This is a genomic window from Paenibacillus sedimenti (assembly GCF_014534655.1).
In the GTDB taxonomy this organism is placed as follows: domain Bacteria; phylum Bacillota; class Bacilli; order Paenibacillales; family NBRC-103111; genus Paenibacillus_E; species Paenibacillus_E sedimenti.
Genome location: NZ_JACVVD010000019.1, coordinates 38,904 through 56,116, shown reverse-complemented (window position 1 = coordinate 56,116; position 17,213 = coordinate 38,904). Strand labels below are relative to the sequence as shown.

General features: G+C 47.6%; 14 protein-coding genes. 11 read left to right on the top strand and 3 right to left on the bottom strand.

All coding sequences use genetic code 11. The features are described from left to right. Positions 1-37 precede the first annotated feature (37 nt). From ICC18_RS30580 to ICC18_RS30550, 7 genes are all read left to right on the top strand, one after another. Positions 38-949, top strand: coding sequence for an ABC transporter permease (locus ICC18_RS30580; RefSeq protein WP_223193020.1), 912 nt, complete (start codon positions 38-40; stop codon positions 947-949). Positions 950-972: 23 nt separating this feature from the next. Continuing rightward, positions 973-1,851 (top strand): carbohydrate ABC transporter permease, encoded by an 879-nt coding sequence (locus tag ICC18_RS30575; RefSeq protein ID WP_188178203.1) that lies wholly within the window; start codon positions 973-975, stop codon positions 1,849-1,851. 15 nt (positions 1,852-1,866) lie between these two features. Then, positions 1,867-3,852, top strand: a complete 1,986-nt coding sequence (locus tag ICC18_RS34650; protein WP_188178202.1) for a beta-galactosidase — start codon at positions 1,867-1,869, stop codon at positions 3,850-3,852. 152 nt (positions 3,853-4,004) lie between these two features. Then, positions 4,005-5,231: an MFS transporter gene (locus tag ICC18_RS30565; RefSeq protein ID WP_188178201.1), complete on the top strand. Its 1,227-nt coding sequence runs from the start codon at positions 4,005-4,007 to the stop codon at positions 5,229-5,231. A gap of 154 nt (positions 5,232-5,385) precedes the next feature. Then, a complete protein-coding gene (locus tag ICC18_RS30560; RefSeq protein ID WP_188178200.1) occupies positions 5,386-5,586 on the top strand; it encodes a cold-shock protein in 201 nt (66 codons plus the stop codon). Between the two features lie 258 nt (positions 5,587-5,844). Continuing rightward, a complete protein-coding gene (locus ICC18_RS30555; protein ID WP_188178199.1) occupies positions 5,845-8,379 on the top strand; it encodes a rhamnogalacturonan lyase in 2,535 nt (844 codons plus the stop codon). Positions 8,380-8,534: 155 nt separating this feature from the next. Further along, positions 8,535-9,755 (top strand): metallophosphoesterase, encoded by a 1,221-nt coding sequence (locus tag ICC18_RS30550; protein ID WP_188178198.1) that lies wholly within the window; start codon positions 8,535-8,537, stop codon positions 9,753-9,755. Between the two features lie 155 nt (positions 9,756-9,910). Here ICC18_RS30550 and ICC18_RS30545 read toward each other — a convergent pair whose 3' ends face one another. Next, entirely contained in the window at positions 9,911-10,948 is a 1,038-nt protein-coding gene (locus tag ICC18_RS30545; protein ID WP_188178197.1) for a stalk domain-containing protein, read from the bottom strand. Between the two features lie 169 nt (positions 10,949-11,117). Between ICC18_RS30545 and ICC18_RS30540 the strand changes: the two genes are divergently transcribed. After that, positions 11,118-12,593 (top strand): protein adenylyltransferase SelO, encoded by a 1,476-nt coding sequence (locus ICC18_RS30540; RefSeq protein WP_188178196.1) that lies wholly within the window; start codon positions 11,118-11,120, stop codon positions 12,591-12,593. A gap of 125 nt (positions 12,594-12,718) precedes the next feature. Here the strand turns inward: ICC18_RS30540 and ICC18_RS30535 are convergent, their stop codons facing one another. Continuing rightward, complete coding sequence (locus tag ICC18_RS30535) at positions 12,719-14,080, bottom strand: sensor histidine kinase (protein WP_188178195.1); 1,362 nt, start codon at positions 14,078-14,080, stop codon at positions 12,719-12,721. Beyond that, the gene (locus ICC18_RS30530; RefSeq protein WP_188178194.1) at positions 14,077-14,763 is read right to left on the bottom strand and encodes a response regulator; all 687 of its coding nucleotides are present in this window, start codon (positions 14,761-14,763) and stop codon (positions 14,077-14,079) included. Before ICC18_RS30530 ends, ICC18_RS30535 begins: the two co-directional genes overlap by 4 nt. A gap of 166 nt (positions 14,764-14,929) precedes the next feature. On the opposite strand from ICC18_RS30530, the gene ICC18_RS30525 reads away from it, so the two are divergent. Genes ICC18_RS30525 through ICC18_RS30515 form a run of 3 tightly spaced genes read left to right on the top strand, consistent with a single transcriptional unit; the run spans position 14,930 to position 17,007 of the window. Next, entirely contained in the window at positions 14,930-15,334 is a 405-nt protein-coding gene (locus tag ICC18_RS30525) for a DUF6220 domain-containing protein (protein ID WP_188178193.1), read from the top strand. Next, a complete protein-coding gene (locus tag ICC18_RS30520) occupies positions 15,331-16,776 on the top strand; it encodes a multicopper oxidase family protein (RefSeq protein ID WP_188178192.1) in 1,446 nt (481 codons plus the stop codon). The genes ICC18_RS30525 and ICC18_RS30520 overlap by 4 nt, the downstream gene beginning before the upstream one ends. Positions 16,777-16,806: 30 nt before the next feature. Continuing rightward, on the top strand, positions 16,807-17,007 hold the full coding sequence (locus tag ICC18_RS30515) for a DUF5957 family protein (RefSeq protein ID WP_188178191.1): 201 nt from the start codon (positions 16,807-16,809) through the stop codon (positions 17,005-17,007). Positions 17,008-17,213: the final 206 nt, after the last annotated feature.

Sequence of the window (17,213 nt, the reverse complement as noted above, 5' to 3'; positions counted from 1 at the left end):
GAATGCAGTCGTTCTAAGCAAACTATCTGCAGGTAAAATGGTGCCCAAGCGGGTTCGGGGACTGAATAGAACGTGGCCGCTTCACTTGTTGATTTTTCCGGCGCTTGTGATCGCCGTTCTCTTTCACTATGTTCCTATCGGGGGACTTGTGATGGCGTTTCAGGACTATAAGCCATGGCTCGGTTTTTTGAAATCCGAATGGGTCGGGTTCAAGCATTTCCATGCTTTGTTTATGTTTGAAGAGTCCGTTCAGGTCATATGGAATACGCTGATCATTTCCGTCTTGAAAATAGGTTTCGGAACACTCGTTCCGATCGTGTTTGCTTTGCTGCTGAATGAGGTTCGTAAAAACGGGATTAAACGGAGCATCCAAACCTTGGTGTATTTGCCCCACTTTTTGTCATGGGTCATTCTCGGGGGAATCTTGCTCGATCTGCTTTCTGTCAAAGGCGGACTTGTGAACCGGATGCTGACGGCCTTGTTCGGAACGAAGCCTATTTTTTTTCTCGGTGACGGGGATTGGTTCCGCTTTGTTGTGATTGTGAGCGATATTTGGAAGGAGTTCGGTTTTAGCATGATCGTCTACCTGGCTGCTATAACGGCTGTGAATCCTTCTTTATACGAAGCCGCTGAAGTCGACGGCGCGACGAGATTGCAGCAAACCATCCATGTGACGCTTCCAGCCATGATGCCGATTATAGTCGTTGTCGCTACGCTGCAGCTCGGGAATGTGTTGAATGCGGGGTTTGATCAAATCTTCAACCTGTATAACCCGCTGGTTTATAACAAGGGCGACATCATCGATACTTTCGTTTACCGGTCGGCTATACTGAAAGGCGATTTCAGTTTTGCAACGGCGGTAGGGTTGTTCAAATCGGTAACCAGCTTCATTCTCATTATCATCTCTTACAAGTTAGCTTATAAATTCGCAAATTATCGGATTTTTTAGCAGTAAAGGAGGAGACGCAAAGCATGTACCATAAAACGACCGCATATCGATGGTTTAACGCTGTGAATCAACTATTTCTCATCGGTATATCGCTGCTCTGTATATTACCTCTAATGCATGTCCTCGCTGTTTCCTTCAGCGGCAAAGCGGCAGCTACCGCAAACATGATCACTTTATGGCCGGTAGACTTTACGGTGGAGTCTTACTTAAAGACGGTGAATAACCCGAATTTTATTCAATCGCTGTTTTATTCGGTGTATCGAACGGTCCTGGGAACCGGGATCGGTATGGCCGTAACTGTATTTGCCGGGTACGCTTTATCGAAGACTTATTTGGAGTTTAAAAGCCGGAATGCTTACATGTGGTTTTTCGTTTTCACGATGCTGTTTTCCGGCGGGCTCGTTCCAAACTACATTCTCATCACCAATCTTGGTTTGATCAATACGATATGGGCTCTTGTCCTGCCGTCGGCGCTAAGCGTTTACAATATGATTCTGCTGATGAATTTTTTTCGAACCATTCCCGCCGAATTGGAGGAAGCCGCAACCATGGACGGAGCCGGGATCATCCGGATCTTCTTCAAAATTCATTTGCCGATCTCGATGCCGGCGCTTGTCACGATTACGCTGTTTACGCTAGTATTTCATTGGAACTCCTGGTTCGACGGGTTAATTTATATGATGGATACGGATAAATATCCGCTTGCGACCTTCCTTCAGACCATCGTCGTACAGCAGGACTTCAGCAAAATCAGCATCGACCCAAAGGATTTGGAAAACTTATCGCAGCGTACCGTGAAATCGGCGCAAATCTTTATTGGAGCGCTGCCTATAATGCTCGTTTATCCGTTCTTGCAAAAATTTTTCATTAAAGGCATCGTGGTCGGAGCTGTAAAAGAGTAAGGGGGAAAGAAAGCCGTGAGTGCAGTTATCGAATTGGACAAATTTATATGCGGACCGGATTCACTGCTGCATATTGTTGGGGAAGAGCATATCCGAATCGAAACATCCGCATCGGGAGGCGGCGTGGGACAAGACTTGGCTTCGTATGACCCGGGGATGTGGAAGGACAACGAGTACTTGGTTGCGGATTTATTCCATGAATCGCACGATGTCTTGGTCGTGATGTTCTCCTTCGGCGATGCCGGAGGAAAGGAGCTGACGGTGCATTATGGACTACTGCCGAATATCAGAACCAGAGTATGTCTTCCTTTGAAAGCATTAAATGGTGAAAAACTGTTTCTGGATCGTTATCCAGGCGTGATGCAGTCCGTGCTCAGAGGCGATCGTTCCGTTGACCGCACTAGACTTAAGAGCTTGTCGATTTCAACGATTCCGTCAGTCAAAAGCAGATCGTTTGAGGTCTCTGGGTTGCATTTGAGAAAAGAAGCTCCGGATTTTACATATAAACAAGAGGCGTATATTGACGCGTTGGGACAACTTCTCGGAAAAGAGTGGTCAGGTAAAACCGGCTCGATCGAACAACTATCATTAGATTTGAAAATACAAATGGAGCGTAGTCGAAATAGTCACTATATTAGCCCGAACTACAGCCGCTTCGGCGGATGGAAGGGCTTGCAGTTCGAGGCTAGCGGTTATTTCCGGACGGAAAATGACGGTGAACGCTGGTGGTTCGTCGATCCCGAGGGATATGTTTTGTTCAGTGCAGGAATGGACTGCGTTCAGCCCTATGACCATATGCGGACTGCGGGGATGGAGCATTTGCTTCCGGAACTTCCGGATCAAGAAGGCAAATATCGCGATGCCTGGTCTTCACGAGGATTCAACTTCTTGGTTGCCAATCTGATACGTGCTTTCGAGGAGAATTGGCTGGAAGCCTGGATGGAACTGACGGAATGCCATCTGAAGGAGTGGGGGATCAATACGATCGGTAACTGGTCGCTGCCTGCATTTATTCAACGTTCCAGCTTGCCTTACGTGTATCCGATGGAAGGCTTCCCGTCTACGGAAAAAACGATTTATAGGGATTTTCCGGATGTATTCAACCCGGAGTACGAAAGAAATGCACAAGAATTTGCCGGGCAGCTTGTCCCTTTGAACAAAGATCAGCGACTCGTCGGATACTTTATGCGTAATGAGCCGCACTGGGCTTTTGTTGACGGTTTAAATTTGACAGAGGCTATGCTGGAGCATCCGCACACTTTTGATAGTAAGGTGGAGTTTGTGAAATGGTTGGAACAGAAGTATACGAGTATCGAGGAGTTAAACGGTGCATGGGGAGCGAATTTCAAATATTTTCATGAGTTGTTGGATTCGCAGAAAGCTTCGATTCGACGTGTTGAGGGCGTGCGCCAAGAGGACTATGCGGCATTTAATCGTATCTTAATACGGCGTTACGTGGAAGTGCCTGCCCAATATTGTAAAAAAGCGGATCCTCATCACTTAAACCTGGGAATGCGGTATGCGTGGATTGGCAGCGAGGAAATATTGGAGGGATGCGAATCGTTCGATGTATTTTCAATCAATTGTTATCAAATGCAGCCGGACCGGGAACATATCGAAAAGATCAGCAATTATCTCAAAAAGCCGGTCATGATCGGCGAATTTCACTTCGGTGCAGCGGATGCAGGTCTTCTTGCTTATGGAATTAGGGCGGTTGCCTCCCAAGAGGAGAGAGGGCTCGCCTACAGATATTTTGTGGAGCAAGCAGCTGCCATCCCCGAGCTCATTGGCGTGCATTATTTTCAACTTGCAGATCAGCCTGTTCTTGGCCGATTCGACGGGGAAAATTACCAAATCGGCGTAATCGATGTTTGCTACCGTCCTTATCAAGCTTTTGTGGAGAACATGAAACAAGCTCATGATCGGATGTATGAGATCCGAATCGGGACAAAGCAGGCTTATGATTTATGTCCAAATGAAATACCCAGGACTGGTTTTTGAGAAAACCTTATTTGCAATAGACACCATAATGGTGTCTTTTTTCATGTGCAACGGGCAGTCGCAAATTTAATTTTTTTGTGGGATTGGCTTGTGCGAACGTACGTGCTATGATAGGGAGATTCTGAGAATCACTTATAGATTGGAGATAAGGTATGAATCATTCGTTACTCCGGAATCGGACATTTCTTTTCATGATGATAGGAGAGGCCATTCAAGGCGCAGGTATTTGGACAAGCATCATTGCCAATCTGCAATTTATGCAAAGCCACGTCCCGTCTGATTTAGGCAAGAGCTTGATCCTGATGTGCGGTTTATTTCTAGGCGTACTCATTTCGCCGCAAGCAGGGGTGTGGGCAGACCGCTATGATAAGAAAAAGATATTGCTTATCTCAGGGCTTGTCCGCTGTCTGGCTCCGATTATCATGTTTGCGGCCATTCAGTACCAATCCGTCGGCATCATGCTGTTGTCTGTCATCATTATGCAAGTATCGGCTACAGTTTATATGCCTACCGTACAAGCGGCGCTGCCTTCCATCGTTCCTGCTTCCGAGCTGCTTAAAGCCAACAGCATAAACTTTAACGTGATCACGATAGCGAGAATCGGCGGCACTGCTGCAGCAGGCATCTTGGTATCCGTTATGAATTTATACACGGTCTACGCGCTGTCGCTTGCTTTTTACGTTATCCTCGTGATACTTATTACACAGTTGAGGATTCCCAATACTGCGGATACCGTCACTGCAAAGAAGCAGGAGAAAATCCGCTTTACGGAGTTGTTTCCACTTATTCGAGAAGAACCGTCAATACTCATCGCACTTATCAATAGCGGGGTTATTACCTTGTTTCTAGGCGGTTTTAATTTGCTTATACTTAAGTTTAGTCAAATCCAGCACGAACCGGAACTGATGGGCTGGATTTATGCTTTAGAAGGCACCAGCATTTTGATTGCAGGTTTATTCGCAAAGCGTGTGATCGGCATGCGAAATCTGGTAACCAGTTCTACGTTGTTCATGTTATTATTTGCGCTTTCTTTTGCAGGAATGTCCTTCAGCGAAAGCAGTTTTGCGGTTCTCGGCTCCTTCGTAGTGTTCGGTTGCGCCGTCGCTTTTTTCTTTCCGATGGTATCCACACTATTCCAAATCAAAGTGCCGAAAGAAGCGCAAGGACGTTTTTTCTCATTTCGAGGAATGCTTGACCGCGTCATGTTTCAGTTTGCTCTGCTTGCGACCGGCGCATGTCTCGATTGGTTCGGGATATCCACATTTTTATTGACGCTCGCCATCATTACGATACTAAGCGGGATCTCGACGTTGTTCATTGCCAAACGAAAATCAATGGACGTCCGGCAACCGGTCACTAGAGATGCGGTTGAAGGATGAGAGAAATCTCTTCGATTGTGGAAATAAAAATAGAAAATGATTATGAACACACATGACAAAATTCAACAGATTTTGCATCTTAGATGAGATATACTGGTGAATAACCCCGGTTCGCCGGGGCAAATACGTTTTAAACTTTGGAGGTTATTTATTCATGGAAACAGGCACAGTCAAATGGTTTAATGCAGAAAAAGGGTACGGTTTCATTCAAAGGGAAAATGGCGACGATGTATTCGTTCATTTTTCTGCCATTCAAGGCGAAGGATTCAAATCTCTGGACGAAGGGCAACGCGTTGAATTCAATGTTGTTAAAGGCCAACGCGGACCACAAGCGGAGAATGTTGTAAAACTGTAATCATAACATCAAAGCCTGTTCTTGACGACGATATGTCAAGAGCAGGCTTTTTATTTTTCAGTTGGTAGTCTTGCTAGTTCATAAACAAAACCTCTGTTTTCTTAACAAAGAGGACTGTTTTTTAAATATTGTTTCAAGAAAATAACTTTATAATAAAAGGGATTATTTATATGGAAAGGAGAAAATATCAAATTTCATGGCGTTTAAAAACATTTTGTGTAAGCGCAATCAATACTCTATTAAGGATGGTGGGCTCTAATGATTTGGAGAAAAGCTTCAATTGCTAGAAAAGTGCTGACTTTCAGTATGTCGTTGCCTCTTCTTTTTACAGGTGTTAGTGTATCTGCTGCAGATGTAATAGGGAAAGGTTTACAGCTGGAATATCTGGACCGGGGGCTGGTAGCGGCTTCAACGAATGAGGGTGTATTCCTTAGCTGGAGACTCAAGGCAAACGAGGTTTCAGGTTATTCGGAGACAGGCTTGACGGGAGTGAACTTCAACATATATCGCGACGGTGCCTTGCTTGCGACCGTCTCAGACAGCACCAATTATTTAGATAAAAACGGTTCAGCAGTATCCCGGTATCATGTAGCAGCTGTACTCGCCGGACAAGAAGTCGACCAAAGTTCACCGGTTACTCCTTGGGGGAATTCCCATTATGATTTACCGCTCAAAAAGCCGGCAGACGGTGTAACGCCAACGGGTGAAGCATACACATACCACGCAAATGACATGAGCGTTGGGGATGTAGATGGTGACGGTAAGTATGAGTTTTTCGTGAAATGGGATCCCTCCAACGCCAAAGACGTTTCTCAAATCGGATATACAGGAAAGACTTACATCGATTGCTATAAGTTAGATGGCACTCTCCTATATCGCATTGATTTAGGCATTAACATTCGAGCAGGGGCTCACTATACGCAATTCATGGTTTATGACTTTGATGGAGACGGGAAAGCCGAATCTATGTTCAAGACAGCTCCCGGTACGAAGATCATCAAGTATGATCATGCGGGCAATGCAGTGTCCGAGCAGTTCATTACGATGCCTCAAGAAGATGTAGATGCCGGGTATACGAACAATGATGACTACCGTATGAGTCGTGAAGATTATTATGCGCATATGGTCAAAATGTTTATGGGATGGCATGCGCATGAAGAGGTTGTAAAAGGTCAATGGCCGGCAACTCTGGAGGAATGCTTTGGTATTGCAAAGCAATATAATTACCCGCTTTCCAAAGTAGACGCTGAGAGCTTAGTCGATTATTTTATGGATACATATGCCCCAAGTCGGAGCACCCGTAACAATCTTCGGGCTTTTGAAGGCTTTATTGTCGATGGACCTGAGTACTTAACGGTATTTAATGGCGCATCAGGTGATGAGATGGAGACGGTCCATTATAAGCCTGAACGTCATGACGATGGCTTGATGTGGGGAGACTATGCCATGTCAAGAATTGAACCCGGCAATCGGGTTGACCGTTTCCTTGCCGGCGTTGCTTATTTGGACGGTGCCAAGCCTTATGCGGTATTCGCTCGGGGTTACTACACAAGAACGAATCTGATTTCTTATAGTTGGGACGGCCAGCATCTGAAGGAAAAATGGTTTGTGGACAGCGGCTGGACGCCAATGACCAATCCATTCAATGATGGCCCTCATGGTAGAGATGGAACGAACCCAGGGTACGAAACCATCACGACCCAAGGGAATCACTCGCTAAGCACAGCAGATGTTGATGGCGACGGGGCCCAAGAAATCATTTATGGAGCTATGACGATAGATAACGATGGCAAAGTATTGTACAGTTCGATGGGTACAATGCCTCCAGAAAGCGCTAACCCCGGTACTGTAGCCAGACTTGGTCATGGCGACGCCATTCATGTTGCAGATATCGACCCGGACAGACCGGGGTTGGAAATATTCGGGGTTTTCGAGGGTGGTCGTTATGCACCATACGGATACGCCTTGCGTGATGCTAGAACTGGTGAAGTCATTTATGGCGGCTATACGGGTAAAGATACGGGACGCGGTATGGCAGGTGATGTAGACCCTGCCCTTAGAGGCCTGGAAACTTGGGCTGTAGGGTTGTGGACGGCAAATGGAACACGTATAGATACTAGAGCTCCCGGCACGAACATGAACATTAAGTGGTCAGCGGATATGACAACTCAGATCGTGAACGGTGCGATAGATGCCACACCTACCATAACCGACTGGAAGAAGGGAATCGTGTTAACTGCTGAAGGTACAAGAACCAATAACCATACGAAGGGTAACCCGAACTTAGTCGCGGATATATGGGGTGACTGGAGGGAAGAACTGCTCGTTCGAACAGCAGACAGCTCTGCAATTCGTATATATCTCAGCACAGAGGTAACCAACCGCAAACTATACACATTGATGCATGATGCTCAATACAGAACAGGGATTGCATGGCAAAATACAGGGTATAACCAGCCAGCCTACCCAAGCTTCTATTTGGCATCGGACATCAATTGGGCGAATGTTCCCACACCCGCTTACTGGACTCCAGGAGTCATGACTGTTTTAGAGAATCTGATAGAGACCTATGCGGCATCCGGTGAATTGAGCGGGTCCTTAGTGCCTCAGTTAACCAATACGTATAAGCAGGCGGAACATCATTTGGGACAAGGCTCCGTCAAAGAGGCAATGAAGTTTATGGAAAAATTCGTCTCCCAAATCAATAAGAGAACGAAGGAGGCTTCTATTTCAGTTGCAGCTGAAAAGAACTTGACCTACCATGCTAATTTATTAATTCAGATGTGGAAGTAGACATCGTCTATGGAAAGCCGTCTTGGAACTAATCAGGACGGCTTTTCGACTTTTGTGATTTACATAACTTTTAGAACGAATTGATATTCAACATACATTTTTTCGATAGATTAGGGATGTACATATCTAAATAATTGATTGGAGGTTTATATTCGATGAGTCTTGATGAAGCAAGTAAAAGCATGAGCAGGAGGGATTTTATTAAAGTCGGAGGGGCGGGGGCGCTGGCGCTCACGCTCGGTTCGGCGGGCGTTCCCGTCGAATTGTTCGGCGGTGGAAAAGTACAGGCTGAAACTAACGATAATGTGAAGCTGCAATTCAACTCCGACGGAAAGTTCAAAATCGTCCAGTTCAACGACACGCAGGATGACGAGCATATCGACCGGCGGACCGTAGAGCTGATGGAGAAGGTGCTCGACGCCGAAAAGCCGGATTTTGTCGTCCTTAACGGCGACAACATTACTTGGGGATGCGATACGGCAATAGAGATGAAGCAGGCAATGAACAACATTGCCCAGCCCATGGAGCAACGAGGAATCAAGTGGGCCGTAACCTTCGGGAATCACGACGAAGACTCGACTCCGAACGCTGGTCTGAGCGAAGAGGACATGCTGCAATTTTATATGGCATACAAGCATAATGTTAACCAACCCGGAGAACGAGGGATTACCGGGACAGGGAATACCCACCTGTTGATCCAGTCCTCCCAAGGGTCGAAGGCGGCCTTCAACCTTTGGCTGCTCGATAGTGGAAGGTATGCGCCGCAAACGATTGCCGGTCAAGACTTCGAAGGATATCCGACCTGGGACTGGCTGCGGTTCGATCAAGTGGGGTGGTATTACGAGACCTCCAAAAAGCTGGAGGAAAAACTGGGTTATAAAGTACCGTCACTCATGTTCATTCATATTCCGCTCTGGGAGCACCGATTCATGTGGTACGCCAGCGTGGACGGCAGATCCGAGGCCGACCATGCAAGGGCTGTCGGCAAGCACCAAATTGTGGGGGAACGGAACGAAGACGAGTGCCCTGGTCCGATCAATAGCGGCATGTTCTCAGCGATTCTGGCCCGTGGCGATGTCAAGGGCGTCTTTTGCGGCCATGATCACGTCAATACGTATCACGGCAATTACTACGGCGTGTTGCTCGGCTATGCCGGAAGCGCGGGCTTCGGCGCTTACGGTTTGCCCGGTGCGGATCGGAATCGGCTGCGCGGCGCCCGGGTATTCCAGCTCGACGAGCACACCGAGAACGTTCTTGTCGATACCCATATGCTTTACGCAAAGGATTACGGCATCGATCTTACCGCGAATGACCAGAGTACGGAGCCCGCGCCAATCCCGGAAAACAAGAAGCAGGAGAAGATTGTGAAGCCTTAAGCGCAGCGCGGTTTTTTATATGAAGTTGAATTAGCATAATATTCATTATGTGCATCTTCAAAATTGAAAAGAACCCGTACCGTTCACATGGTGCGGGTTCTTTTCAATTAAACAGGCGTCTCTTGCTTGATACCCGATTGATATCCGGTTCTCGTTTAGAATAATCTCCTGGCCGTGACGAAACGCTTCTTCCATTTTTCATCGAAATCTGCGATGTGAACGCCGAGCTCTTTCGAATAGGTATGAAGGATCCGACCGTCTCCGGCATAGATGCCTACATGCCCGATATCGAGGCCGCGGGCGCTGAAGAATAGAAGATCGCCTTTGCGTATATCGTCGATCCCGACTTCTTTCCCATTCTGGGCTTGGTCATAGGAGACTCGCGGCAGATCGATGGACAGCACTTCATTAAAAACATGTCGGACAAAAGAAGAGCAATCGAACGTGTTGGTTTGGCCGGAAGCGGCACCGAACTCGTAAGGGGTTCCCAGGAATTTGGACCCGTAAGTGAACAACTCATCCGCTTGCTTCTCGGCCAACACCGGGCTCGTGTAATCGGTATACATCGGTATGGCCGAGATGAAACCAATTGTATCGTCTTTGGTCTGCACCTCCAGCCAATTAGCGTCTATTTCTCGGATTACGTGGATTCTCTCACTTTTTGGAAGCATTCTGAGTACGCGTGAATCCGTATCTTTTTCGGGAGAGTCGCGTAGGTTGACTCCGTATTCGATCGTGGTTTCATAGTCATGAGCTGATGAAATCGTAATGGAACGGGAATATTCATGCCATTTCACCAGATTGCCTAGTGTTTCACTAATAAATCGTAGTGGAACCATGGTAAACCCATCGATAATTTTGCCGGATACGGGCATCTCCAGCCGTTCTTGGTTTTTATAAGCTGCCGTTTCTCCGATTCGGTATGTAAATACGACGCCTTCTTTATGGGCTGTAACCGTTCGCGTGCCCTCGTCCCAAGAAACTATTGCACCCTCAGCCTCAAAAATGGTACGCATCGGAACGAGGCTATAGCCGTTTTCGATAACGGGAGGAGTCTGAAAGGACAACGGATACCCATCCAGAAATACAGAAGGCGACGGATTCGCCTCGGCATGCACCGACGTTGCATGGAGCAGCATCATGGTCAGCAGCGTAAACGCGGCGCCTCTAAGGAAGCCGTTTCTTATCTTCATGTTCATGTACCCCTTATTCATTTATAATAGATAGACGCAGCTGAGATGGCGTTTGTTGCTTTCCAATTTACGGAAAAAATCCATCTATGTGAGGAAAGGGTATAATAAATTGGTTTTATGTAAAATAAAAAACTAAGATATAAAATGACAAGTAGAAAAAGGAGATACGATGACAGAGAAAAAAGCAATCATTGAAACAGGATGGAACTTCGACAATAGTTATGCTCGTCTGCCAGAATCATTTTTTTCCAGGTTCAACCCAACCCCTGTACGCTCACCTAAGTTGATCATACTTAATGATCCGTTGGCTACATCCCTGGGGTTGAACGTCCAAGCACTGCAAAGCAATGATGGCGTAGCTGATCTTGCCGGCAACCAGATTCCCGAAGGCGCTTTGCCTCTTGCCCAAGCTTACGCAGGGCATCAATTCGGGCATTTTAATTTGTTAGGGGACGGCCGGGCTCTGCTGCTTGGTGAGCAGATCACTCCCCTGGGTGAGCGGGTTGATATTCAGCTTAAGGGTGCTGGTAAAACGCCATATTCCCGCCGTGGCGACGGTCGGGCGGCACTTGGACCGATGCTGCGCGAATACATCATCAGCGAAGCCATGTATGCGCTTGGAATTGCTACTACCCGCAGCTTAGCGGTGGTATCAACCGGTGAGTTAGTAATCCGCGAAACCAACCTGCCAGGTGCAATTCTGACCCGCGTGGCTGCCAGTCATCTGCGTGTCGGCACTTTTCAATTCGTTTCAAATTGGGGCACTGAAGAGGATCTCCGAGCCCTGGCCGATTATACATTGCAAAGACATTTTCCAGAAGTAGACGCTGATGTGAACCGTTATCTTTTCCTGCTTCAGGAAGTGATCAAGCGTCAGGCCGTGCTGATTGCCAAATGGCAGCTCGTCGGCTTTATTCATGGGGTGATGAACACCGACAATATGGCCATTAGCGGAGAAACCATTGATTATGGTCCTTGCGCCTTCATGGATGCCTATGACCCGGCAACGGTGTTTAGTTCCATTGACATTCATGGCCGTTATGCTTATGGCAATCAGCCGCCTATTGCCGCGTGGAATCTCGCGAGATTTGCTGAAACCCTATTGCCGCTGCTGCATGATAATAAGGAGCAGGCAATCGAATTGGCCCAAGATGCGATTTCAGATTTTTCTGCGTTATACCATCGTAATTGGCTTAAGGGAATGAGGGCGAAACTGGGAATCTTTAACGAAGAGCTGCAGGATGAATCCCTTATTGAAGGCCTACTCAGTATGATGCAAAAGTATGGTGCGGACTATACCAATACCTTCCGCGCATTAACTTTTGATAAGCCGGAGGATACAGTTCTGGTTGGCACTACGGAATTCGATCAGTGGCATGATCTGTGGCAGGCAAGATTAGGCAGGCAGCAGGAGCCTAAAGACTCCTCGCATCAGTTGATGCGCAGCAGCAATCCCGCACTAATCCCTCGTAACCACCGGGTAGAAGACGCACTAGAAGCAGCTGTGCAACAAGGAGACTACAGCGTGATGGAGCGGCTTCTTGCTGTTCTTTCGAACCCCTTCGCGCATACCCCCGAACAGTCTGAATACGCTACGCTGCCCGCGCAATCAACCTGTGCTTACAGAACCTTTTGCGGTACCTGATCTAGAAGCAATAGACCAACCAATTAATTGTCAAAAAAACTCATATTAAACGTTGACAGAAAAGGGCATATTCATTTGCCCTTTTTTCTTTTATTGATATTTTTCTTGAGCGGGAATGTATCCGATCATTCCGGTATGTTTGGTAATTGGATGACAAAGGTCGTGCCTTGGCCCGGTCGGCTTTCTACATCAATGGTACCGCTATGGGCCAATACGAACTCCTTGGCGATCGCAAGTCCTAATCCCATGCCGCCGCTGTTGCGTGTGCGCGCTTCATCTGTTCGATAAAAGCGATTGAAAATGTAGGGAAGGTGCTCTGCAGCAATGCCTGGACCGGTGTCTGAAACAGTAATGCGCAGCATATCAAGTGAGCCGGCTTGCGCCGGATCATCCTTGACGGTAATCGTGACCGAACCGCCAGGGGGGGTATAGCGAACGGCATTCATAATAAGATTCAAGAATACCTGAGTCATCCTATTCGGATCGATATGGATTTCGGGAGAGGGGGTCTCCATATCCAGTTCAATCTGAATATGTTTGCTTTCGGCGTCAACCGAGACCCTGTCGATAACCCGCTGCAGCAGAGCAGGGACATTGGTGGGCTTCCGTTCAATCGACAGCTTCTTGGCTTCGGCGAGTGAAAGCTGATGCAGATCGTCGACAAGACGGGTCAAACGGATCAGCTCATCCTGCAGCGGCAGCAGCATCTCCGGATCAATGGAGCGGCCGCCCTGCTGCACGAGATCAAGCTTTCCGCGAAGGATCGTGATCGGCGTTCTAAGCTCATGAGCCACGTCTGCGACAAAATTGCGCCTCACATCCTCAGCCCGCAGCAACTGTTGGGACATGTCGTTGAATGCCCGGGCAACCGTAGCATATTCATCCTTGCTTATAACCGGAGCTTGAATCCCAAGTTGACCTTGACCCAGGCTCCGGATGGCCGGAATTAGCAATCGGATTGGTTTTGTCAGCCTTTTTGACAACCAGTAGGCGACAAGGAGAGAGAGGATAGCGAACAAGATGCTGCTTGCCAAGAGTAAAATCGATACGGAGCTGCCGATGCCAAGCTGAATTCTTGACATGTTGGCAACTTCCGGGTCGTGATAATACAGCAGAGCGATTTTTTCACCGTCCAATCGAATAGGAGTTCGAATTCCAAGTCTTTTTATTAGTTCCACGTTGGCAGTTCCTCTTTGATACAGAGGCTTTTGCTCGGGAGACATTAGCAGATAGCTCGCGTCCGCAGGGCTCTCGTAGTGGCTGTTTTTTATTGCCGGAGCCTGCTGTACATTCTCCCATGTACCTCCGTTATGCCTGTAGTAGTCTGCAAATAGCTTGGATAAACTCTCGATCTCGTAGGTTCTGTCCGCAACCCTGATGTGCTCAAGCGTTGCTTTCACTACAAATTGCGTCACTAGCACGAATAACACGCTCATTGTGACGATAAAGGATGCCATAGCAAGAAACAGCTTGCGCCTGATCGTCATAACCTGTCTCCGAAACGGTAGCCGAATCCGTAGACGGTTTGGATAAAGACCGGGCTTGCCGGATTATCTTCGATTTTTTTTCGAATCTTGCTGATATGGGCGTCTACTGTTCGCTCGTCATTCAAGATGTCGTCCTCCAGCGCTGCTTGCAGCAGCTGAAGTCTGCTGTAGACAATCCCCGGTTTGGCGGCCAAAGTGAGCAGCATTTTGAACTCCGTGGGCGTCAGTTGAAGTTCTTCTCCTTGTTTCCACACGCGGCATTGCACTTCCGAAATGGACAGCTCGCCGCGTTCGAGCGTTTGCGAAGCGGGCTCGCTTCCTTCCATCCGTCGCAGCAGGGAACGGATCCGGGCCACGAGCTCCCGCATTGAAAAAGGTTTAGCCAGGTAATCGTCGGCGCCAACTTCAAGCCCGATGATCTTGTCGGTTTCTTCGGCTCTGGCCGTTACCATGATGATACCCACGCGGCTAATTTTGCGCAGCTCCCTGCAGACGTCGAGGCCGCTCATCTCCGGCAGCATCCAGTCGAGCACGATGAGTGACGGTTTGAACTCGGCAGCTTTCCGCAAAGCTTCTTTACCTGTTTTAGCGGTAACGATCTCGTATCCTTCCTGCCGTAAGAAAGGCACCATGAACTCCAGTACCTTTTCCTCATCATCCACCAGCAGCAATGTTTGCTGCATCTTCTTCACCTACCTTGGTTTAGCAGTTTCTTTACATTCATTATACTTGCTTGTTATGGCCATTTGGAAAAATTCACGGGAATCGCAACGGATCATCACAAGTTCACAACATCTTATTGTTAGTATGGTCTTAGTTGTTAAAAACCAAAGGATAAGGATGATTCATATGACAGATTTCCGATCAAACCAAGTGGGCAAATTCTCGGGTTTTATTTTTCTAGGCCTTTCGTGGCTGCTGGTTGCTTGCATGATCATACAGACTTTCATTGCAGGCATGGCAATCTTTAGTGATGCGGGCCAGTGGAGCAGTCATGTCGCTTTTGTGCATTTGTTTGAGTTTTTGCCAATCTTGATGCTTATATTTGCCTTTACCGGCCGTTTACCAAGAGCGCTGCGATGGCAGACGTCTGTCTTATTCGTACTGATCTTTGCCCAATACTTTACGGCCAATCTGCCTGGAGCGGGGGCGTTTCACCCGGTGATCGCCTTAGTTCTGTTCTGGCTCTCCTTTAAGGTTGCCAGGCGCGCAGCACGTGTCTACTCTGGCTTGGGAAAGGAAGAAGTAAATTGAAACCATTCAATAATCGTTTTAAGCGTATGTTCCCGTTGTCGTTATTGCTGCTGATTTGCTTGTTAGCCACAGCCTGCGGCGGCTCGATTAAAGGGAAGATTCCAAGCGAGATCGACATGGGATCTGCGAATCACTCACATGAAAGCCATAGCGATCATGGGACTGCCGCGGCAAACACAATATCCTGCGCGGATATGACGGCGCAGCCGTCAAGCGGGCCTGTGCGGACGTTTCAGCTGAAGGCAGCCAAAACCCCGCTTGTACTGAACAACGGAAAAAAGAGCGAAGCATGGACCTACAACGGCTCCACGCCTGGACCGGAGCTCCGGGTTCAGGAAGGGGATCGCGTCGTCGTGAATTTAATCAATGAAAACATCGATAAGGGAGTAACAATTCACTGGCACGGCGTCGTCCTTCCTTGTTCGCAGGATGGAGTACCGGGTGTGACCCAGAATGCCGTATGGCCGGGTGAACAATTTACTTATGAATTTGTCGCCGCTCATCCGGGTACGTATTGGTATCATTCCCATCAGCAAAGCTCCCAGCAGGCGACGATGGGACTTATCGGACGGTTAATCGTCGAGCCGAAGAAGGAAGCGTTCCGCTATGACCGGGATTATGCCGTGACCCTACAAGAGCTAAACGACAAGCACAAGTTAACCAATGGTGCTGCAGGTGGTCTCAAGTTAAGCGCCAGTCCGGGGGAAACCGTACGTCTGCGGCTGATCAACGCTAATAATCTCGTTCAGTGGATGGGTGTGGCAGGAGCCGATTATAAAGTTATATCGATCGATGGACAGGATTTGAACGGGCCAGGCTTGATACGCGGCGAATGGATTCCAATCGGAGGCGGGCAACGGTATGATTTGCTGTTTACGATGCCGGACAGCGGGCAGGTAAGAGTGTACAGTAAGACGGAAGAAAATTGGAGCATTGCACTTGGAGAAGGCAAGGTGCCGGAGAATGTGAATAAAGACGCAAAATCGTTTGATTTTATCGCCTACGGCACGCCTAAGGACGATGGAATATCGCCTCAAATGAAATTTGATCGGGTTTACGATATGGTGCTTGGTCCGGTAACCATTAATGGCAAAAGCGGCCATCATATTCCAACGTTCATGGTAAAGGAGGGAGAATGGATCAAAATACGGCTCAAACACGAATTAGGATCTGAGCATCCGATGCATTTACACGGACATCTGTTTAAAGTATTGACGAAAAACGGAGAGCCGCTTAGAGGCAGCCCGATTTATGCTGACAGCATATTGCTTTTCAAAGGGGATGAGTATGAAATTGCCTTTCATGCGAATAACCCCGGCTTATGGATGGAGCATTGTCACAATCTGGGTCACGCTGCCGCAGGGATGACGATGATGGTCAATTATGAAGGAGTTTCGACACCTTACCGGGTCGGAAGCAAGTCCGGAAATATCCCGGATTAACATATCATTTAAAAAGGAGAATGCGTGAAAATGAAAACGATAGGCCAAACCGTGCTTGCCATTATCGGGGGATTTCTTGGGGGATTTATTTTGTTCGAGCTGATTGTAAGAACGGCGTTGCGCATGTTGGAAAGTGTCCCCATTGCATTCATCGGGACATTATCCATGGTAATGCCCATTGCGGGTGCCGTTACGGCAGTTTGGCTGACTCGCCGGAAGCGGCGTTCATGATGCAAATAAGGCGTATTAAAAAAAGACAAAATCCTTTCTGACGGTAAATACGATAATACCATTATTATTTTATGGATATAAGTTCTTTTCGGATGACAAGAACTTATATCCTTTGCCGTTTCGGGACAAGAACATGTAGAAATTATAACTATAAGGTTTGATAGCAATGCCGGCAACTACTTTTCGAGGGATATATGGAAGCTTTG